18 protein-coding genes are annotated in these 19,529 nt (G+C 65.3%); 1 reads left to right on the top strand and 17 read right to left on the bottom strand.

Annotated features, from left to right (window positions below):
* Both D6M19_RS04550 and D6M19_RS04555 read right to left on the bottom strand, forming a co-directional pair.
* Complete coding sequence (locus tag D6M19_RS04550; RefSeq protein ID WP_234834693.1) at window positions 1-519, bottom strand: 3-methyl-2-oxobutanoate hydroxymethyltransferase; 519 nt, start codon at window positions 517-519, stop codon at window positions 1-3.
* Window positions 516-1,802, bottom strand: a complete 1,287-nt coding sequence (locus D6M19_RS04555) for an aromatic ring-hydroxylating dioxygenase subunit alpha (protein WP_123023963.1) — start codon at window positions 1,800-1,802, stop codon at window positions 516-518. The genes D6M19_RS04550 and D6M19_RS04555 overlap by 4 nt, the downstream gene beginning before the upstream one ends.
* 114 nt (window positions 1,803-1,916) lie before the next feature.
* Here D6M19_RS04555 and D6M19_RS04560 point away from each other — a divergent pair, with 114 nt between their 5' ends.
* Entirely contained in the window at window positions 1,917-2,771 is an 855-nt protein-coding gene (locus D6M19_RS04560) for an NAD(P)-dependent oxidoreductase (RefSeq protein ID WP_123023964.1), read from the top strand.
* Here D6M19_RS04560 and D6M19_RS04565 read toward each other — a convergent pair.
* From D6M19_RS04565 to D6M19_RS04635, 15 genes are all read right to left on the bottom strand, one after another.
* Complete coding sequence (locus D6M19_RS04565; RefSeq protein WP_123023965.1) at window positions 2,766-3,482, bottom strand: 3,4-dihydroxyphthalate decarboxylase; 717 nt, start codon at window positions 3,480-3,482, stop codon at window positions 2,766-2,768. The genes D6M19_RS04560 and D6M19_RS04565 overlap by 6 nt on opposite strands.
* Complete coding sequence (locus tag D6M19_RS04570) at window positions 3,479-5,029, bottom strand: ethanolamine ammonia-lyase reactivating factor EutA (protein WP_123023966.1); 1,551 nt, start codon at window positions 5,027-5,029, stop codon at window positions 3,479-3,481. Before D6M19_RS04570 ends, D6M19_RS04565 begins: the two co-directional genes overlap by 4 nt.
* Window positions 5,026-6,171, bottom strand: a complete 1,146-nt coding sequence (locus D6M19_RS04575) for a cupin domain-containing protein (RefSeq protein ID WP_206428443.1) — start codon at window positions 6,169-6,171, stop codon at window positions 5,026-5,028. The genes D6M19_RS04570 and D6M19_RS04575 overlap by 4 nt, the downstream gene beginning before the upstream one ends.
* A 60-nt stretch (window positions 6,172-6,231) precedes the next feature.
* Window positions 6,232-7,473, bottom strand: coding sequence for an MFS transporter (locus tag D6M19_RS04580; protein WP_123023968.1), 1,242 nt, complete (start codon window positions 7,471-7,473; stop codon window positions 6,232-6,234).
* Window positions 7,474-7,481: 8 nt separating this feature from the next.
* Entirely contained in the window at window positions 7,482-8,642 is a 1,161-nt protein-coding gene (locus D6M19_RS04585; RefSeq protein WP_123023969.1) for an ABC transporter ATP-binding protein, read from the bottom strand.
* A 24-nt stretch (window positions 8,643-8,666) separates the two neighbouring features.
* Window positions 8,667-10,418 carry an ABC transporter permease gene (locus D6M19_RS04590; protein ID WP_123023970.1) on the bottom strand — a complete coding sequence of 584 codons (1,752 nt, stop codon included), beginning with the start codon at window positions 10,416-10,418 and terminating at the stop codon, window positions 8,667-8,669.
* A 46-nt stretch (window positions 10,419-10,464) separates the two neighbouring features.
* Window positions 10,465-11,571 (bottom strand): ABC transporter substrate-binding protein, encoded by a 1,107-nt coding sequence (locus D6M19_RS04595; RefSeq protein ID WP_123023971.1) that lies wholly within the window; start codon window positions 11,569-11,571, stop codon window positions 10,465-10,467.
* Window positions 11,572-11,845: 274 nt separating this feature from the next.
* Window positions 11,846-12,877 (bottom strand): cupin domain-containing protein, encoded by a 1,032-nt coding sequence (locus tag D6M19_RS04600; RefSeq protein WP_123023972.1) that lies wholly within the window; start codon window positions 12,875-12,877, stop codon window positions 11,846-11,848.
* Between the two features lie 90 nt (window positions 12,878-12,967).
* A complete protein-coding gene (locus D6M19_RS04605) occupies window positions 12,968-13,615 on the bottom strand; it encodes a cysteine hydrolase family protein (protein WP_123023973.1) in 648 nt (215 codons plus the stop codon).
* On the bottom strand, window positions 13,608-14,510 hold the full coding sequence (locus D6M19_RS04610) for an AAA family ATPase (RefSeq protein ID WP_123023974.1): 903 nt from the start codon (window positions 14,508-14,510) through the stop codon (window positions 13,608-13,610). Before D6M19_RS04610 ends, D6M19_RS04605 begins: the two co-directional genes overlap by 8 nt.
* Window positions 14,501-15,568, bottom strand: a complete 1,068-nt coding sequence (locus D6M19_RS04615) for a cupin domain-containing protein (RefSeq protein WP_123023975.1) — start codon at window positions 15,566-15,568, stop codon at window positions 14,501-14,503. Before D6M19_RS04615 ends, D6M19_RS04610 begins: the two co-directional genes overlap by 10 nt.
* A gap of 52 nt (window positions 15,569-15,620) precedes the next feature.
* Window positions 15,621-16,724, bottom strand: coding sequence for an extracellular solute-binding protein (locus D6M19_RS04620; protein WP_164478322.1), 1,104 nt, complete (start codon window positions 16,722-16,724; stop codon window positions 15,621-15,623).
* A 105-nt stretch (window positions 16,725-16,829) separates the two neighbouring features.
* Entirely contained in the window at window positions 16,830-17,816 is a 987-nt protein-coding gene (locus D6M19_RS04625; protein ID WP_123023977.1) for a substrate-binding domain-containing protein, read from the bottom strand.
* Window positions 17,782-18,840 (bottom strand): amidohydrolase family protein, encoded by a 1,059-nt coding sequence (locus tag D6M19_RS04630; protein ID WP_123023978.1) that lies wholly within the window; start codon window positions 18,838-18,840, stop codon window positions 17,782-17,784. Before D6M19_RS04630 ends, D6M19_RS04625 begins: the two co-directional genes overlap by 35 nt.
* Window positions 18,837-19,529 carry a 4-carboxy-4-hydroxy-2-oxoadipate aldolase/oxaloacetate decarboxylase gene (locus D6M19_RS04635; RefSeq protein WP_123023979.1) on the bottom strand — a complete coding sequence of 231 codons (693 nt, stop codon included), beginning with the start codon at window positions 19,527-19,529 and terminating at the stop codon, window positions 18,837-18,839. Before D6M19_RS04635 ends, D6M19_RS04630 begins: the two co-directional genes overlap by 4 nt.

Genomic DNA, 19,529 nt, shown 5'->3' on the forward strand with positions numbered 1-19,529 from the left:
TCAGGCTCGCAGTGCGGTCAGCAGGTCGATGACATCGCGCTCGTCACCGGTGACCATCAGCACCCGCGCGTGCGGGCGAAGCGCGGCGACCGCGCCGTCGATTCGCGCCCGATCGCCGATGACCAGGCCCGCTGTCATGATGGCCCGGACCGTGCACGCCGCACCGATGATGGTGGCCGCCGCGGCGTCGGCGCCGGTGGTGGCGACCATCACCACCACGTCGGCGTCATCGAGTTCTGCAAGCAGGCTGGACATTCCGCCATCGGTGTCACGCAACGCCACCGAGTCAGACCCTCGGTCGCCGACATCGCCGACGGGTTCGGCGAGCGACAGAAAACGGGCGTGACCCCACGGGCGGCGCGATATCTGCTCGACGATCGCATCCCCGCCCGCGTCGAGCCCGATGATGCGCGCACCCCTTCGGCCGCGGATCGGGCGGTCGATGCGATAGCGCATCTCGGCGGCCGTTGTCGCTCGCGCGCAACTGCTTCCGAGGATCGGTCGCGACGGGGTGCTCATACCGACGTCTGCCGCACGCCCTCGCGCACCGACAGGTCCTCCCTGCAGGCCTCCACGAACGATGCGTCCCTTGGCAGCACGACGGCCGCGGAGCGGACCCGATGATGGGCGGGATCCACACCGGGAGGCGTTATGCCTTTGTCCCGCAGCGCCTCGACCGCCCTCTTCAGTTTCTGACGCGCCTTGATGATGCCGCTGTCGGCCGATACCAGCATCTCCTTGGTGCGATCGACGATCGGCCCCATACTTTCCTGCAGCGACGCGTCCTGCATGGCGATGCCCCTGACGCCGGAGTAGGTGTCGCCGCGCCGCTGCGCCTCCCGGTCGATCAGATAGTCGTTGTCCTTGTTGGCCTTCGGACGGAAGGTGCCGGGAATGTTCTCGCTGTGCACACCGTGGCCATCCTTCATCGCCTGTACCTCGGTTGCGGTCAGCGCGCGCACCGGATGGTAGTCGAACGAATATGCCCAGCAGTTCTCGTCGTCGATCGGGATCCAGAAGTGGCCGTGCACAGGATGATCGCCACGCGGCGGCACCATCGTGAAACACGGCATGACCCACGGGGTGATGCGCCAGTAGTAGGTGTCTTCTTCGGCGTTGCGACGGGCACCGACGAACAGCCCGCCCTCGGAGTCGGCGACTTCGAAGAAGGGCTTGAGGTCACCCATGTTGTAGTCGTTGCCCTTGGTGCCCTTGAAGAGCGGGTCGGACTTCAAGCCGCCGGCGTGCAGGAACGACACGTGGCTGGAGTCGATCCCGCCTTCGAAGGCCTGCAGCCAGTTGCACTCCTGCCACCGCTTGCTGGTGTAGGTCTGCTCGGGCGGCACGACCGCGAACTCGAATTCGGGCAGCGGCGGCTGCCTTTCGGGGTCCCCCATGTACGTCCAGAGCACATCGCCGATCTTGACCAGCGGGTAGGACGTCAGCTTCACATGCGCGCAGAACGTGCTGTTCTCGGGCTCCGACGGAACCTCGACAGCCTGGCCCGTCACGTCGTACTTCCAGCCGTGGTAGGGGCACCGCAGACCGGACCCCTCGTTGCGTCCGAACCACAGCGACGCCCCGCGATGCGCACAGAACTCGTCGATCAGCCCGTACCTGCCGTCGCTGTCCCGAAACGCGACCATCCGCTCGCTCAGCAGCTTGACCCGAACTGGAGGGCAGTCGTCCTCGGGAAGTTCCTCGGAAAGCAGCGCGGGCACCCAGTACTGCCGGAACAGTTCGCCCATCGGCGTGCCCGGCCCCGTCCTGGTCAACAGCTCATTGATCTCTGCCCGTAGCACTTTCCACCCTCTCAGCCGTCTCGCTCACCCGCGGTGAGACCTTGACCACAATCAAACTAATTGTAATACCATTAGCTCTTAGACACCAAGGGCTCCGGGCAAGAAAGGCAACAGATGATCGGGATCATCGGGGTCGGCGACATGGGGCTGCCCATGTCGGGACACATTGTCGCGGCCGGGTTCGACGTCACCGCGTTCGACGTGGACACCGACCGGCTGGCGGAAGCCGAGAGCGCGGGCGCGCGACCGGCATCGACGTTGTCCGACCTGGCGCGTGACGTCGACATCGCCGTCGCCTGCCTGCGCACCGACGATCAGATGGAAAGTGTCGCCGAAGAATTGGCGACGGTCGGTCGCGCTGGACAGCTGTTGGTCGTTGCGGGCACACACAGCCTGGATTTCATGGCGCGGCTGGCCGGAATCGTGAAGCGCGGCAACATGCGCCTCATCGACGCGCCAGTCGTCTTCGGTGCGCAGGGTGCGCGCGACGGAAACCTGCTGTCGCTGTGCGGCGGTGACACGGAAGACGTCGAACGGGCACGTCCGGTGATGATGAGTTACAGCCGCGGGGTCGAGCATGTCGGTCCGCTCGGTGCCGGTCAGGTCGCCAAGACGTGCAACAACCTCTTGCATTGGATTCACTGCGTCGCCAACTTCGAGGCCCTGGCCATCGCCAAGCGCTACGGCATAGACGCACAGCGAATGCGCGAGGTGCTGATGAAGTGCCCCGGGGACAACGGCACACTGCGGCGCTGGGACAACACGCGATTCACCTGGCAGGAAAAGGACATGGATTTCGTCATCGAGTTGGCCCAGAAGGGCGACCTGGTGCTGCCGCTGTCCGGACACGTCGACCAGCTCATCAAGACGTTGACGGCGGCCGACGTCGCAGCGCTGCTCTACGGGCCGGAATGCACCTACCTCGGGCGCCGGGTTGCACCGCTGGCCCAATCCGACGGCGGCCTATAACGCCAGCCCGGCGCCCTGCAAACGGCAGGTGTAGTGGCGCCAGCGCGACGAGTCGTTGAACGCGGAGCCCAGATCGGGCAGCTCCTGACGGTCGTCATCGGACACGGTGTGCGGTCGTGCACCAAGGCGCGTGAGCTGCGCCGAAATCCGGGACAGCTCAGCGAGATCGAGCGCCCGCATGGTGGCCTGCTCAACCGAATCCCCCACTGTCACAACGCCGTGTCCGCGCAGGATGCCGACACCCGCGTCGCCGATGGCGGCGGCGACCGCCCGGCCCAGCTGCGGCGTCCGGATGAGCACCGACCTGGGATACACCGGCACCCCTCGGTGCGCGAGCCGGGACGCCGGAATGTTGTAGGCCCCGAAGGTCTGTCGTAGCTCGACCCCGGCGAGGTCGGCGATGACCACGTCGCGCGGGTGCGCATGCACGACGGCCTTGATCTCCGGGTGCGCCCGAAACAGCTCCGTGTGGATATGGAATTCGTTGGGCACCGCATATCCGCCGTCGAGGTCGCCGCGACCGTCGAGGTCGATTTCGCGGATGTCGTCGGCGATGGTGAAAAGCAGTCCCCGGTCCTGAGGCCCGCGGCAGCGCAACAGGATCCGATCGGTGTCCAGCCGAACGCTGACATGTCCAAGGACGTCGGCGACGAGGTCCTGCTGGGCCAGGATCCGGCATGCGGTCGCGACGGTGGTGCGCAGGTCGCTCATGCCATTGCGACGGCCGGATTCTCGACCGACGAGAACACAAGGGACTTGATGGTCACCGGCACGGTGTTCGACGGATGGCGGATCCGGCCCAGGTCGACGAAGTCGAAGTCCCGCAGGTCGATTCCGTCGAGAATGACCAGATCATTGGCCACCGCGAGTTCGTCGCGCAGGATCGTGCCGAGTGTCATCGCGATATCGGAGTCGATCATCAGGTAGAGCGGCCTGCCGTCCGCCAGCCTCCGACGCATGCCCGCGACGACTCCTTCGGCGAAGCCGCGCAGCCGCCGATAGCTGGGTGCGCCTCTGAACTCCAACGCCACCGCGATGTCGCCTTGGCTGTCGTGCAGCCCGAACGCGGCCAGGTGGTTGTCGATCGCCGAGCCGATCGTCTCGGGATGTATGTCGTCGCCGATCACGTAGTGGGGCCGGACGACCTGCAGATTGCGTCGGGGCAGGGTCGTCAGCGGGGCGGGGATGAAGCTGGTGATCCCGCTGAGCTGGACGGTGTACTCGGATGCGCCGAGAACTGTCGCGCGGATCCGTTCCTGCGCGGGCAGCAGGGCGGCGGGTAGCAGGCCCGCGCCGATGCGGTCAGCCAACTGAGTCCCGAGCCGGCGGCCGAGGTCGCCGAAATCCCTTGTCTCATGGCCGTACACGAACTCCGCGACACCGCCGGAGAAGATCACGCCGCCCAACGTTCCAAACTCGGCGATGCGCTCGGTGAGAAAAGCATGGTGCGCCCCGGGCTCGCCGCGGATCGCCGCGATCACCAAATCCGCCATCCGCGAAGCGATGTTGTCCAGATCGACCGGCGACACCTGGCTGCCGATGGTGAGGTCGAGCCCCACCGCCGATGCGTGCATCCGGCCACCCGGCTCGATCCGCACCACGGTGTCGCCTTCGACGGCGATCAGCCGTCCACCCACGTGAAACGCGGCGGTCGCCAGCACTCGGCCGTTGTCGATGAGCGCGAGCTTCGTTGTACCACCGCCGATGTCGACGTTGAGTATCCGTGCTCCGGTTTCATGCGACCGCAGCGCCGCCCCGGAACCATACGCCGCCAGCATCGCCTCCATGTGGTGCCCGGCGGTCGCGCACACCAGATCCCCCGCGCGTTCGGCGACGACCGACGCGATCCGTTCGGCGTTCCTGCGGCGCAACGCCTCACCGGTGAGGATCACCACGCCGGTGTCCACGTCTTCCGGTCGCCGCCCAGCAGCGGCGTAGCACGCGTCGAGCATCTGACCAAGAGCGACCGCGTCGATTTGCAGATCGCCGGTGTAGGGGGTGAGCGCCACCTCGGACTCGAACAGCGTGTCCCTGGCCACCACGACGTAGCGACTGGTCAGATCCTCGCCCCGCCTGCGTAGGACGAGCCGGGAGAACGCCACCTGCGTCCCGGCACTGCCGATGTCAACCCCGACGCTGTGCAGCGTGACGTTGTCCTTCTGCCAGATCGGGTTGGCCTCGAGGGGAAGAACGTCCTCGGGGTGTTCGTGGTCGAGGTCGTAGGTCACGGCACCGATTCGCTCACTGGCTTCGCTCATGCCGGCGACGGCACGGGTGCCGCCTCGGCCGGTTTGGGCGGCAGGTCCGCCAGCTCGGCCTCGTATGCCTCGTCCATCTTGGGCACCAGCCCGTTCTCGGCGAGAGCTTTGGCGAAGGTGTCGCGGACTGTCGCCGATTCGTCGGCGTAGTCGATCTGATCACCGCCGATCCGCATGCTGATCCATGCCTTCGGCACGCCCTGCGCATTACGCACCGAGACCACCTCGTGCTTGAAGGCCAGATACCGCGCGGGATCGGCGCCGGTGTTGAAGTGCTGGTGAAACCACATGTTCGGGGGGACGATAAGCGTGCCCGGCTTCCAGTCGTAGCGTTTGGGCTCCTCGCCCTCCGGCCACATCAGCGAGAAGCCCTCGCCGGTCAGGATGATCACGTGGGCACCGGGGCCGTGCCGGTGACCCTTCTTGTAGGTCGCTGTCGCGAACTGCGAAATGTGGCTGTTCATCGAGCCTTTGGCCATCGAGAACCGGATGTGACCGCCGCCAGCGCCACGCTCCTTGGCCGAAATCAGCGGCAGGTCAACCGCATCGGCTACGAAGTTCGTCTTCAGCAGGAGCCCGTCCTGCTCATCCTTTGGCGCGAAGTAGTCGGGTTCGCCCGCGAACCGCCCGAGGAAGTCGTGGGCGGTACCGAACACGAAGTCGACGTCGTCGTAGAGGTTGATGACCGGCGGCATGTTGGTCGAGGACACGAACCGCGCGGCCTCGGTGCCGGAGCCGTTGAAGTGCTGGTGGGTCGCGTTGAGCGGGATGGCGAACAACGAATTCGGTCCCCACTCGAACGTAACCTTCTGCCCCGCGTCGTTCCACACCGACGTCGACCCGTGACCCGACAGCACCAGGATCATCTCCTCGAACAGCTGTCGCTGAGGGGCCAGCTCGCCACCAGCCGGGATCTCGCAGACGTAGCAGTCGTTGGACGTCCTTGATGCCTCGTGGTTGATGAAAACGCCGCGGCCACCGCGACGCGCCCACGGCTTCAACTCGACGGTGTTGAGATCGGGGACGTAGTGGGCGCTGATGATGTCGAGCCCTTCACCGCGCACCCACCGCACATATGGCGAGTCCTTCTCGGTGGCGAACTTCTTCGCCAGCTCATCGGAAACGATTGCGTCCTTGGCCACGAGCATCCTCCATCACATAATTTGAACTAATGGTATTACCAATAGGTGCGGTGTTCAAGCTCAGGTCGGCACGGCGGCTTCCTCCTCCTGCGACACCCCGAGATAGGACCGCACCGGATTCGGCCGGACCATGAACACCACGGCGTACAGCGCCGCAAGGCCACCGCCGATGGTCAGCGCGGTCACGGGCCCGACGGCACCCGCCACCGCCCCGACGAGCGTGTCGCCCAGCGCGGGTCCGCCGCGCGACGACATCTGGTAGATCGCCGACACCCTGCCCCGAAGCTCGTCTGGCGTCTCCAGTTGGACGGCGGCGTGCCGGATCGTCGTCGTCATCGCGTCGAACGCGCCGATGAGCAGTCCCGCACCGACGGCGATCACAAAGATGTGCGCCTGCGCCAGTCCGATATTCGCCAGCCCGTAAAGGACCGTCGACACCAAAAGCACCCGGCCGAGTCGGTGCGTCTGACCCACCGTCTTGAACACCGTGTACGTCGCAAGCAACGCGCCTGCCGAGGGAGCCGCCGACAACAGCCCGTAACCCTGCGGCCCGACGTGAAAGACCGTCGCGCACAGGGCGGGCAGCACAACGCGGTAGGCGCCGAAAAGCGTCGCCGAGAAATCCAGCGACATCAACATCCAGATGATGTTGCGGCCCTTGACGAACCGCGCGCCGTCGACAAGCTGACGCCAAACCGAGGTATGTGAACCGGCACCGTCGAGCTTGCCCAACCTCAGAACTTTCAAGATGACGACCAGGAGCGCATACGTGCAGGCGTCCACCGCATACATCAGGCCGGGTCCCGCGATGCCGATGAAGAGCCCGGCCAGCGCGGGCCCGAGCAGCACCGCGATCTCGCGCGAGGGGTTGAGCAATGCGAACGCCTGGGGCAGTTGCGCGCGTGGTACCAACGCAGGGATCAACGCCTGCCTGGCCGGCTGGTCGAAAGTGGCTGCCGCCGTGGTCAACACGACCGAGATCAGCACCTGCCAGGCCACGACGCGACCGGTCAGAGTCAGTGCCGCGAGCGCTGCGGCCACCACCATCGCCACCGCTTGCGACCACTGAAGCAGCCTGCGACGGTCCCAGCGGTCGGCGAGGACGCCGCCGAGCGGGCTCAATATCAGCAAGGCGACAGCCTGTGCCGCGCCGACCAGCCCGGTCTGGGTGATGGAGCCGGTCAGGTGGTAAACCTGATACAGGTTGGCCGCGACCGTCCCGCGAGTGCCGATCTGGGAGAAGACGACACCGGTCCAATAGAGATCGAAATCCCGGTTCTTCAGTACGGCCGCTACGCGCATCCCAGCGATCAGTCGACGGGTACGAGCGCAAGCTTGGCCGGGTCCATCTCCATATAGACCGTCGTGCCTGGCGCATGGGAGATGTGTGGCAGGCAGCGCGCCCTGATCTCGAGCTTGCCGACCGACACCACATGGTCGACGGCGTCACCCAAAAAGGCACGGTTGGTGACGTTGCCCTCCCACACATTCGCCGAGTCGCCGGGCCGTTCGGTCGTCAGCAGCACCGCCTCCGGGCGGATCGAGACGACGACCTCCGTTCCCGGCGGCACGTCGATTCCGGCATCGAGTGTCAGCCGGCCCTCATGGGTCTCGACGACGTAGCGGTCGCCGTTGCGCGCCTTCACCGTGCCGTCGATGAAGTTCGAGGTTCCGATGAATTCGGCGACGAACTTGTTTTGCGGGTTCTCGTAGATGTCGCGCGGCTTGCCCAGCTGCACTACCTCCCCCGCCCGCATCACCGCGATGGTCGACGACAGCGAAAGCGCCTCGATCTGATCATGCGTGACGTAGATCGACGTGATGCCTAATTCGCGCTGTAGACGTTTGAGCTCGAAGCGAAGTGATTCCCGGAGCTTGGCATCCAGATTGGAGAGCGGCTCGTCCAACAGCAGAAGAGGCGGCTCGATCACGATCGCCCGCGCCAGCGCGAGGCGTTGTTGTTGCCCGCCGGAGAGCTTGGTCGCGTGCCGGTCGGCGTACTGCAGCAGCTCCATCGTCTCCAGGACACGCTCCACCCGCTCGGTGATCTCGCGCTTGCCGGGCCGCTGACGACGCGATCGCACGCGAAGCGGGAAGGCGACGTTCTCGAACACGCTCATGTGTGGCCAGATCGCGTACGACTGAAAGACCATTCCGAGCCCGCGCTTGTTGGCGGGCACGTTCACCTTCCTCTGTGCATCACCGCCGGCGGCGAACAACACCTTGCCGCCCACCGAGACGACGCCCGCGTCGGGCTTCTCCAGGCCCGCGATGGACCGCAGCGTGGTCGACTTGCCGCAGCCCGATGGGCCCAACAGGGTGAACAGGTCCCCCGGCTTGACATCGAAGCTGACGTTGTTGACGGCGAAGACGCGCGCGTTGGCATCGCCGTTGGTCGACTGCTCCTTGCCAGCGCGCCGTTTCTTTCGCTCACCGTCGAAGGTCTTGACCAGGTTCTGGATTTCAAGCACGTCGGTAATTCCTTCCCTACCAGATCAATCCTGCTTGAGGCCGACCTTGGCCCCCAGCTTGTACGCGACGGTGACCAACACGACGAGCGTCAGCACCATGACCACACCGAGCGCCGCCAGCACGGTGAACTGTCCGTTCTCGAACTGTTCGAAAATCAAGATGGACAGCACCTCGTTGCCGGGGCTGTACAGCAGAATCGAACTCGACAACTCCCGGAACGAGACCACCAGGATGTAGATCCAGCCCGCGACCAGGCCGGGCATCAGCAGTGGCAGCAACACCCGGCGGAACGTCTGCCACCAGCTGGCGCCGTTCACCATTGCCGACTCCTCCAGCTCGTTGGAGATCTGCTGCATCGAAGTGACGGAGTAGCGCATCCCGTATGGCAGATAGCGGGTGCAATACGAGATGAGCAGGATGAACAACGTGCCGTAGATCGGTATCGGGCTGCGCAGATATACGAAGCTCAGCGCCAGGCCCATCACCAGGCCGGGCACGACCAGCGGCAGGAAAGCCAACCCGTCCAGTATCTTTCGGCCGCGGATATTGGATCGCACGACGATCCACGCGGCGACCGCCATGAACGCCATCACCAGCGTGGCCGAGGACAGGCCCAGGATCAGGGAGTTCTTCAATGCCGTGATGGCGTCCGAGGTGTGCGCCAGCGCCCGGTAGTTGTCCAGTGTCATGGACTTGAAGGTGTCTTTCGACGGCGGTGCATAGAACTTCACCAGCGAGGTGTACAGCAGCACCAGCAGCGGGGCGACGACTGTCAGCAGGAAGTACAGGATGATCAGCACGCCCGCCACGGGTCGCCACTTACCGAGTTCCATTGGGCGGGGGCGGAATCCCTTGCCGGTGACCGTCTGGTAGTTCTTGCTGGCACGCCCGGCGAAATTGGAGATCGCCACCCCGATTATCGCGATGACCAGCAGGCCGACCGCGAGCGCACCCGCCGCGGACAGGTCGGGGGGATACTGGCGGAGCACAAAATAGATGCGGCTGGTGAACACATAGATGCCGTTCTGCAGCCCCAAAAGCGCAGGGACCTCGAAGCTCTCGAGGCTGCGAACCACCATGATCAGGATCGCCGCCACGATCGCGGGCCGGACCAGCGGAATGGTGATCTTGCGGAACACCGTCCAGCGGCCCGCCCCCGACATCAGGGCCGACTCCTCCAACGACGGGTCCATCGAACGGAAGGCCGCGACCATCAGCAGGAAAACGATCGGCGACAGCTGCAGGCCCTCGACCCAGATCATCCCCCAGATGCTGAAGACATCGATGACCGCGCGCCCGAAGATCGGCTCCAGGTAGTGGTTGATCAGCCCGATGTCCGGGCTGCCCAACAGAATCCAGGCGATCGTGTAAAGGATCCCTGGAATCACCAGCGGGATGATCGACGCGGCGAAGAACAGCGCCTTGAACGGCACGTCGGTGCGCACGTTGAGGTACGCCAGAGCGGTACCGAGCACCAACGACACCGCCGCCGCGCCGACCGCGAACCACAGCGAGTTGCCGACCAGGCTGAAGACTTGATCGTTGCCGTATGCGCGGGTGAAGCCGGAGAAGGTCACCCCCTGCGCGTCGAAGAACGTGCCCCAGAGCAGGTAATACAGCGGCACGATCGCCAGATAGGCGATGACCAGGGCCACCACCCCGAGAGTGAGGAACTTCGGGGTCGGCAGGAACCGCCGCCATCGGCCGGGTTCCGGCGGTCCGGGTTCGGCTGACGGCGCGGGCTTAGCCGGCCGGGTCGGCGTGGCAGTTGTCATGCAATCACCTCATGGTCTTCGACTGGGTCGGGCCAGGACCTGCGGTTCAACCGCCGACCTTGTCACTGCGCGAGAGCAACGAGTCGTAGCGCTCGCTCCACTCCTTCTGCTTGTCCAGGAGCTGATTGACGTCGACCGGAATGACCTCGAGGCCTTCGAGCGGGTCCTTCAGGTTCGCCGGCTCGATCGACGGCGTCAGCCCCTCGTCGACGAACACCTGCTGACCCTCGGTCAGCAGCCAGTCCTGGAACAGCAGCGCGGCGGCGGGATGCGGCGCCGACTTCAGCGGCGCAGCGCCCTGAGCACGGGCGATCACCGGCTGCACGAACGGCTGGTAGTTCACCGGTGCCCCCTTGTTGATGGCCTTCTGGACGATGTAGCTGTAATTGGACGCGGCCACCGAATATTGTCCGGCCGAGAGCATTTCACCCATCACGGTGTGACCCTTGACGACTTTGGCGCCGTTGGCCATGTCGGCGAAGAGCTTGTCGATATCGGCCGTGCTCTTACCTTGCTTCTGCCAGTACTCGTACAGCGTCAGATACCAGTCGTAGTCGTTGAGTTCCATCGCCAGCGCACCGTCCCACTTGGGATCGGCCAGGCTTTCCCATGATGTGGGCGCGGCGCTGGCAGGCACCTTGGTGGTGTTCCAGCTCGGGGCGAACAGGTTGTAGCGATCCGCGGTCCAGTTCTCGAACTTGCCCTGCTCGCCGACCAGGTCCCGGCGCTCGCCGGTGTAGGGCGCGACAAGCTGCTCCTTGCCCAGCGACGCCATCTCCAGCGCATCGGTCTCGACGACGTCGGCGCCCGCGTGGTTGGCGCTGGCTTCCTGGAGGATGCGTTGCAGCACGGTTTCGGAGTCCGCGCGGTACAGGTTGACCTTGATGCCGGTCTGGTCGGTGAAGGCCTTCGTCACGGCGCCGGCGACGTCGCTTGTCATCGACGTGTACAGCGAGACTTCACCTTCGGCTTTGGCGTCCTTGAGAAGGGTGTCGCGGCGCTCCTGGCCCTTCAGCGACTCGTATTGCTGAAATTTCGCCGACGCGTCGCCGGGCCCCGATCCCGAGTTCGATGCGGTCGGCGAGCCTCCGCAGGATGCCAGTGCGAGGGATAGGCCGATAGCGGCGGCGAGTCGGCCGAGTCTGCGTGACATGTGCCTTCAGTCCCATCTGTTCGGGTTGTGACCGTCGGTCCGCGGTGGGCTGCACGTCCCTCTGGATCTCTGGACTATTTGTAAGACCATTGGTGTGATGTCTATCATGTTTTCCCGTTGATGTGAAGATCAGCGGCTGATTTTATTGTCTGTCTTGCGGAGAGATAATGCCAGCTTTTTCTGGACAGCAGAACCCCACACACGTCGCGAAACTGCAGACATCGCTGGTGGTCCGGTCCGGCGACCGCGTGGGCAGGCCGCCGGACCGGAAGTCTTATCGGGCTGACGCGTCGGCCAGCTCGCCCGCAGACTTGGCTGCGCCGGACGCCGGCTCGAAGTAGTGCACGGTGTCGTAGCCGAGGTGTTTGAACACCCGGTTCTGCGCGTTGAACAGCCGCAGCGGGGTGCCGTCGGCCGCGAAGATCTGGCAGACGTGGTTCTGCGGAACGTAGAGCGTGTCGCCTTGCTTGATCTCGAACCGCTTGGGCTCGAGGGCAATCCGCGCGTAGTACTTCTCGGCGATTTCGGCCTCGACCTCCCATTGCAGCGCGTAACCCTCGCCGGAAAGCACGTAGTAGACCTCGTCGGCCATCTTCCAGTACTTGCCCGAGTGGCCACCGGCCTCGATCTCGAGTTCGAACGCGTCGATGCTAAATATCCTGCCGTCGGTGCGCTCCGGCGACGCGATTACGCGCTGCCGCCCCAGCGGCGTCTGTTCCCACACGGTGTCCGACGGGCTGATGACCTTCTTGCGGTCCAGCACGCCCGGCGTCCAGATCTTCGACCAGTCTTCGCGCGGGCCGAACGCCTCCTCGTTCTCGACCGGTCCGCTGCGGCCCTGCTGAATCAGGCCCATGAACATCCACGTGCACTTGGCCTTGACGACCAAGGCAAGGGCCTTTTCGTCGTAAGGGTTGAAGTGGCGGTGCACCGAATCGGTGTGCACGTAGACCAGGTCGTCCTTCGACCAGTCGTAGCGCTGGTCGTCGTGGATCTCATAGCCGCGGCCCTCGAGGATGTAGAAGGCGGCCTCGTTCTGGTGCCCGTGGCCATGGTTCGACGACTGCCCGGGCAGCTCGACGAAATGGACCTGGACGGTCTGGGTGAGGAAGTCTTCGTCGCCGGGGCCGATGCGCCACCACGTGCGTGACTTCTCGCTGTCCCCGGAGTGGGCCACCTTGGCGTCGTCGACGACGAATTCGTCGTCGCGAACCCGCTCGACCTCGAGCTGTTGGCGCCGGAACTCACCGAGGCCGTACGTCTGTGAGGTGAGCCCGCGGACGAATACCCGGCCCTTCTTGCCCATGCTGTCTCCTTCGGACTGGTTTTAACTCCGTTATGTACAATGGTTTTACCATTAGACATGGTAAGCCGCGTCACATCCGATGTCCAGCCGCTACCGCGCCCTGGCCACTGCGACCTGCGGCGTCAGCCCCTCGATCACGTCGTCGAGCGTACGCACGTTGCACATCCGCGGGAAAACCTTCTCCATGAAGAACGCGCGCTGCTCGCGCAAGCCGTGGCAGCACTGCGGGACGATGGTGATCTGGAAATCCCTGTCCCTGGCGTCGTAGGCGGTCGCCGCGATGCCAACGTGCACCGAACCGCCGACGAGCAGGATGGTGTCGATGTCGCGGCTGCGCAACGACAACTCGAGATGCGTGCCGCGGAACGCCGACCAACGGTGCTTGGGCACGTCGTAGTCGCCCGGTTGCGGCGCGAGTTCGGCGAGCACCGACAGCTCCGGTGAGCCCGAGGCGTGATGCGGCATCGGGCGGTACGGGTTGCCCGGTCCCCACGGGCGGAAATGGCTGTCGGTATCGGCAATGGTTCGCGCGAAGTCTGCGCCGTCGCCTCGGTGGTCCGCGCGCGCATAGAAGATCGGAACGCCTGCTCTGCGACAGACCTCGATCAGCTCGCGGGTCGGGCCGATCGTGCCCGCGGCCTCCATCTGGTCGCGGTATGCCTCGAGCATGTCGAACACAACAAGGCCGGTGGCGCGGAAATCGTAGTTGAGAGTTGGCAATTGGGCTCGGTCAATCATTTTCTGCTCCCGGTGTCAGGTAGTCCACCGCGGCGACCAGATCGTCGGCGGTCAATGCGTTGGGGTCGCGGGTGACCTCCTGCCGCAACGCCAGCGCCGACAGCACGAGCTTGCGCACCCGTCGGCCGTCCATCCCCGCGCACGCGTCGGCGAGCTTGGCGTGCAGCCCGTCGTCGTGGGCCAGCGCCGCGGTGCCCGACCACAGCACGGCCAGCTCGAGCAGGCTGTGCCGGATGATCCTGGCGATCGTCGCCTTGTCGGGCAGCGGGAGCGTGAGCACCAGATCCGCACGGGACACGAACGCCTCGTCGACCGCGTCGGCGAAATTGGTCGTCGCCAGGAACAGCACGCGCGGCAGATCGGTGGCCACGGCGTCGATGCCCGCAAGGAGCGCATCCGTGGCCCGGTGGACGTCGACGGGATTGGCGCCGAACGAGGCGGCCGACCGGCTCACCGCGAAGCTTTCCACCTCGTCGACGAGCACGACGGTGTGTGGCCTGCGCGCGGCGAGTTCGGGAATCGTGTCGGTCATCAACCGGGTGATGTTGCGCTGACTTTCGCCGAGGAGCTCCGAAGGAAATGCATGCGGGTCGATCTCCACATACGTCGTCGCGCCGCGTTTTGCCACCGCGCGCGCCGCGGTCTGTGCCAGACCGCGGGCCAGTGAGGTCTTGCCGGTCCCCGGCGGCCCCGACAGGATGATCAGACCGTGCGGAAGGCCGGCCATCGTGGCCAACGCGGGCCCGTGCAGCAACGTGAGAAGGGCGTGGTTGAGCAGCCGCTCCTTCACTCCTGGCGGCGTGACGATGTGATCCCACGGCCCGTCGTGATGATCGGCGGGCAACGCGTGAACCGACAGCACGCCGGGCGGTAGCGCAACGGGCGTCACGGCCATGTCGGCCTGGTGACCTCCGGCCAGTCGACGGTCGCCGGGTCGCCGGCCTGAGCGTCACGGATGTGGTCGGGCGGCTCCTCGAACAGCACCAGCGGATCCAGCAACACGCGCATCGTGTCGAGCAGGCTGTCGAACATGTGGATCCGCACCACTTTCGCGGTCTTCTCCGGGTCATCGTTGAAATGCTGGTGCCACAGGAAGTGGTCGACGACGATGAGGTCGCCCTTCTTCCACGGATGGTCGGTGCCACCTTCGGGCTCGGTGCCAAGGTAGCTGTGCCCGGTGCCCTCGAGCACATAGAGCCATGCCTCGCCTGCATGGCGGTGCATCGACTGCCCCCTGCCGGGCCCGATCTCGAACATCGCCATCGAGATGCCCGACGCCTGGTACCCGATGGCCCGGTCCAGCAGGAAGGTGGTCCGGGTGCCGCGCGGTGTCGGCAGCAACTCGAGCTCGTCCCAGTTCGTATGCAGCCGACCGGATCTGCGGGCACGCTGATCGCGGGCCAGTCGGCGCAATCGCCGTGCGTATGGGTCGTCGCCGGTGACCTCGGGGGTGAACGCCGGCCGCGGGGACAATTCAGCGACGGGCCGGTGGCCCGCGTCCTCGATGACCGACATGCCCATCGTCTCCAACAGCGGCTCGCTGGAGAAGGTGACATATCGCGCCACCGCGTCGCAGTCGTTGCCCGACCTGTGCCACGCCCACGCGGGAAGATGCACCGAATCGCCTGGGCCCCAGTCGATTCGCTCTCCGTCGATCTCGGTCCAGCCGTGGCCCGCGACGACGAGCACCATCGCGTCCCATGAATGCCGATGGATGGTGGACACCACCCCAGGATCGATCTCGTGGACCAGGGCGTCCATCGAACGGGTGGGCCGATCGCCGTCGACACCCACATACACACCGACACGCGTGCCACGCGCGGTCGGCACAAGGGTCACGTCCTCGAGGGCGACCACGGTCTTCTGGTATCCGCGCCACTCATCGATGAACTCAGCACGGCGCCTCTTCTGCACGTGGTAGTGGGTGACCTTGGTCGTCGTACGCGAGGCCATATCCTCCCTCTCTCGGTTTGCCGTCCTTGACGAATTCGCAGGCCCGCAGGACCTAAGCCTTTCCGCCTGAGTCGGTCACGTTCTTGTAGGCGTCGTTCCACTTGTCGGGGTTGTTGAGCAGCTCCTCCTCCGGCACGGTCACCGTCGCAACGCCTGCAAGCGGGTCCTGCGCTGTCGGGATCGCGCCGATCCGGTTCGCGCCGGCAATCGCGTCCTGGCCCTCGGTCAACAGGAAGTCCAGGAACAGCATCGCCGCCGCCGGGTGCTTGGCCGACTTCATCAGGCCTGCGCCGTTGGGCCGCAGCACAACCGGCTCCACCGGCTTTCCGTCGGCCTTCCACGTCACCGGTGCGCCTTTTTCCGCCGCGTTGGAGACAGTGTGCGAATAGATCGACGGCGCGACGTCGAACTGGCCCGCCGCGAGCAGCTCACCCATCACCGTGTGACCCTTGGCGATCTTGGAGTTCGCGGCGAGCTTGTGAAAGAAGTCGTCGACCTCTTGGTCGGACATCCCCTGCGCCTTGTAGTACTCGACCATCGCGGCATACCAGTCGACGTCACCGATCTCCAGCCCGACGCGACCCTTCCACTGCGGCTCAACGAGATCCTTCAGGCTCTTCGGCGCAGTGCCTGCCGGGACCTTGTTGGTGTTCCAGCCGACCACGAATGCGTTGAAGCGATCGGCGGTCCAGCCGTCCTTCTGTCCCTCGGGGCGCACCTTGTCGCGCAGCGCGCCCTTATACGGGTAGAGCAGCTGTTGCTGCTGCATGGCGTTGAGCTCACCCGCGTTGGTCTCGATCAGGTCGGCGCCCTGATACCTTGCGCTGGACTCCTGCAGCACGCGTTGCAGGACCGTCTCGGAGTTGGCGCGGTAGGTGTTGACCTTGATCGGATACTTGGCCTCGAACGCCTTGACGACGTCGTCCATGTCGGTGTTGGAGGTGTAGAGCGACAGCTCACCCTCCTTCTTGGCGAGGTCGAGCACGGTGTTAGTGCGCTCCTCGCCCGACAGTCCGTTGATCTGGTCATAAACCTGCTGTGCGTCCGACGCGGCAGGCGCGGAGGAGCCCGGGCCCGCGGTAGGACTTCCGCCACAGGCAGCCGTGACGACCAACGCCACGCACGCCAACAGGTACCACGCCCAATGTTTTCTCACGGGTCACTCCTCACCGGTCGGGATGTGAATGGACTGACACTCAGACCATTAGTGTGATTTGTACCATGCCCGCCCCGCGTTGGGAAGTCCCTGTTGTCGCAGGCGTCAGATGACGAATGCTTCCGATGTCTCCGGCGCGAAAAGGTCGGCGGCCACGTACCGCGTTCGGGACAGCCCCTGCTCGTGGTGGTAGCGCAGGAACACATCGAGGGTCTTCTCGTTCGCGGCCAGGCCGTACGACCAGTAGTCATGCCCCAGTAGCCGTTTGGACTCCTCGAGGTGCTGGATCAGCCACGGCTCCATGAACCGCAGCGCAGACGAGTCGTAGATGCGGGTGTACGCGTCGTCCCGCGCGAGCCTGCATGCCTTGTACAGCGACTGCGCCACCCACCGGTGGCGCTCGTAGAGTTCTCGGCGCACCACCACGACATGCATGATCGGGAAGATGCCGGTCGCCGCAAAGTACTCCTTCTCGACAGCCACGACGTCGTCGAACAGGCGGCCGACCCTGGCGTCCCCGTCGCGAAACGGGCTCGGCACGCGCGGGGTGTAGAGCGCGTCGATCTCACCGTCGGCGAGCATCCGCGACAGCGTGGCACCGGCCGGTATCGGGCGGATGTCGAGTCCGGTGTCGACCTTGCCTTTCTCGATTCGCCCCGCTGTCTCCTGACCGCCGGTGTAGTACGTCACCGAATCGACTGGCACACCGTGGTGTTCGGCCATTATCCCTCTGATCCACACGCACGCGGTCAACTGGAACTCCGGGGAACCGACCCGCTTGCCGCACAGATCCGACGGCGCCTCGATGCCCGCCTGCGCGTTGAGGTAGATGCCGCCGTGGCGGAACATCCTCGAGGTGAACACCGGAAGAGCGACGAATGGCCGCGGCGACTGGTCCAGTGTCGCGACGTACGTCGACAGCGACATCTCGGCGACGTCGAATTCGCGATGCCGCAGCATCCGGAAGAACGTCTCCTCCACCGGTAGGCGCAGGTAGGTCAGGTCGATCCCGTCCGGGCGCACGCTTCCGTCCTCGAGCGCGCGCGTCCGGTCGTAGTCACCGCAGGCGAACGTGAGATGCAGGCGCGACACTGGTCACCCTTTCTCCGGCCGTCAACCGACGGTCCAGTCGCGGATACACCCGGCGGGCGTTGAGTTCCACCACCGCGCGTCTGTCTTCGTCACTCAGGTCGAGGTTGTCGACGTAGACGAGCGTGTCATCCCAGGCAACGCCGGTCTGCGGGTCGGCGCCGCGGACCGCGCCGAGCATCTCCGAGGCGAACAGCAGGTTATTCGCGCCGATCACCTTGCACAGCAGGTCGATTCCGGCCTGGTGATATACGCAGGTATCGAAGTAGACGTTGCGCAAAAGCTCGGCGGGGTCCGGCCTGCCCAGCCGGGCGGCGAGGCCGCGGAAGCGCCCCCAGTGGTAGGGCACCGCGCCTCCACCGTGCGGAATGACAAACGTCAACGACGGGAACCGCTCGAAGAGGTCGGCCTGCAGGAACTGCATGAACACGCTCGTGTCGGCGTTGAGGTAATGCGCGCCGAGCGTGTGGAAGTTCGGGTTACACGACGTCGAGACATGCACCATCGCGGGTACTTCGAGCTCGACCATGGCCTCGTACAGGGGGTACCAGTACTCGTCGGTCATCGGAAGGGCGGTCCAATAGCCTGCGGTGGGATCCGGATTGAGATTGCAGCCGACGAAACCGAGTTCGTCGACGCAGCGCCGCAATTCGCCGATCACCGGGCCCAGGTCTCCGCTTGGCGTCTGCGGCAGCTGGGCGACAGGCGCAAAGGCGTCGGGAAACAACTCCGTGACGCGGTGGACCAGATCGTTGGAGGCCCGCGCCCATGCCGTCGCCGTCGGCTGGTCGGCGATGTGGTGTTCCATCCCCGACGCCTTCGGCGAGAACAGCATCAGGTCAGCGCCCCGCTCGTGCAGCACTCGAAGCTGGTTGGGCTCCACGCTGTCCCGGATCTCGTCGTCGCTGATCGACGCCAGCGCGGGGTTGCGCCCCGTTCCGTGCTCGAGCGCCGATAGCTGCGCGCGGCGAAAGACCGCTAGTGCATCCGGTGCGGTTGTGTAGTGGCCGTGGATGTCAATGATCACCGGTCGGCGTCCTCGTAGTCGACGTAGCGCAGCCCGAGGCGCTCCAGTTCGCCCCTCATGTCGTACATGTCGAGGAAGAGCTCGCCTCGCCGATAGCGCTCGCGCGAGCGGGCCCCCTTCTCCTCTCTGGCCTCGGCGGCCGCCAGCACTGCCGCCGCATCGGCGCGGGCCACGATCACCACGCCGTCGTCGTCGCCGACCACCACGTCGCCTGGCTGCACTGCGGCGCCTGCGCATGTGACGGGCACGTTGACAGACCCGAGCCGTTTCTTCACCGTGCCTTGGGCCGAAACGCATTTCGACCACACAGGAAACTGCATCGCGGTCAGCTCGGCGATGTCGCGGCAGCCGGCGTCGATCACCAGCCCGCGCACCCCGCGAGCGACCAGTGACGTGGCGAGAAGCTCACCGAAATAGCCGTATTCCGAGGGAGATTCGGGGGCTACCACCAGCACGTCACCATCTCGGCACTGCTCGACGGCGACGTGGATCGTCCAGTTGTCGTCAGGTGGCAGGCTCACGGTCACCGCCGTTCCGCAGACCCTGGCGCCCCGGTAGATCGGCGTCATATACGGCGCAACGAGACCGGTGCGACCCTGCGCTTCGTGGATCGTGGCGACGCCGTAGGTACCGAGCCCATCGCGGACCTCCGCGTCGGCCCGGGGCGGATTGCGCACGACAACCGTCAT

The sequence above is a fragment of the Mycolicibacterium stellerae genome, from assembly GCF_003719305.1.
GTDB lineage: Bacteria > Actinomycetota > Actinomycetes > Mycobacteriales > Mycobacteriaceae > Mycobacterium > Mycobacterium stellerae.

Coding starts and splice junctions, on each gene's coding strand:
- D6M19_RS04550 (WP_234834693.1), bottom strand. CDS start 519: ATGAGCACCCCGTCGCGACCGATCCTCGGAAGCAGTTGCGCGCGAGCG.
- D6M19_RS04610 (WP_123023974.1), bottom strand. CDS start 14,510: ATGGCCGTGACGCCCGTTGCGCTACCGCCCGGCGTGCTGTCGGTTCAC.
- D6M19_RS04615 (WP_123023975.1), bottom strand. CDS start 15,568: ATGGCCTCGCGTACGACGACCAAGGTCACCCACTACCACGTGCAGAAG.
- D6M19_RS04595 (WP_123023971.1), bottom strand. CDS start 11,571: ATGTCACGCAGACTCGGCCGACTCGCCGCCGCTATCGGCCTATCCCTC.
- D6M19_RS04565 (WP_123023965.1), bottom strand. CDS start 3,482: ATGAGCGACCTGCGCACCACCGTCGCGACCGCATGCCGGATCCTGGCC.
- D6M19_RS04600 (WP_123023972.1), bottom strand. CDS start 12,877: ATGGGCAAGAAGGGCCGGGTATTCGTCCGCGGGCTCACCTCACAGACG.
- D6M19_RS04590 (WP_123023970.1), bottom strand. CDS start 10,418: ATGACAACTGCCACGCCGACCCGGCCGGCTAAGCCCGCGCCGTCAGCC.
- D6M19_RS04580 (WP_123023968.1), bottom strand. CDS start 7,473: ATGCGCGTAGCGGCCGTACTGAAGAACCGGGATTTCGATCTCTATTGG.
- D6M19_RS04570 (WP_123023966.1), bottom strand. CDS start 5,029: ATGAGCGAAGCCAGTGAGCGAATCGGTGCCGTGACCTACGACCTCGAC.
- D6M19_RS04605 (WP_123023973.1), bottom strand. CDS start 13,615: ATGATTGACCGAGCCCAATTGCCAACTCTCAACTACGATTTCCGCGCC.
- D6M19_RS04635 (WP_123023979.1), bottom strand. CDS start 19,529: ATGACGGTTGTCGTGCGCAATCCGCCCCGGGCCGACGCGGAGGTCCGC.
- D6M19_RS04560 (WP_123023964.1), top strand. CDS start 1,917: ATGATCGGGATCATCGGGGTCGGCGACATGGGGCTGCCCATGTCGGGA.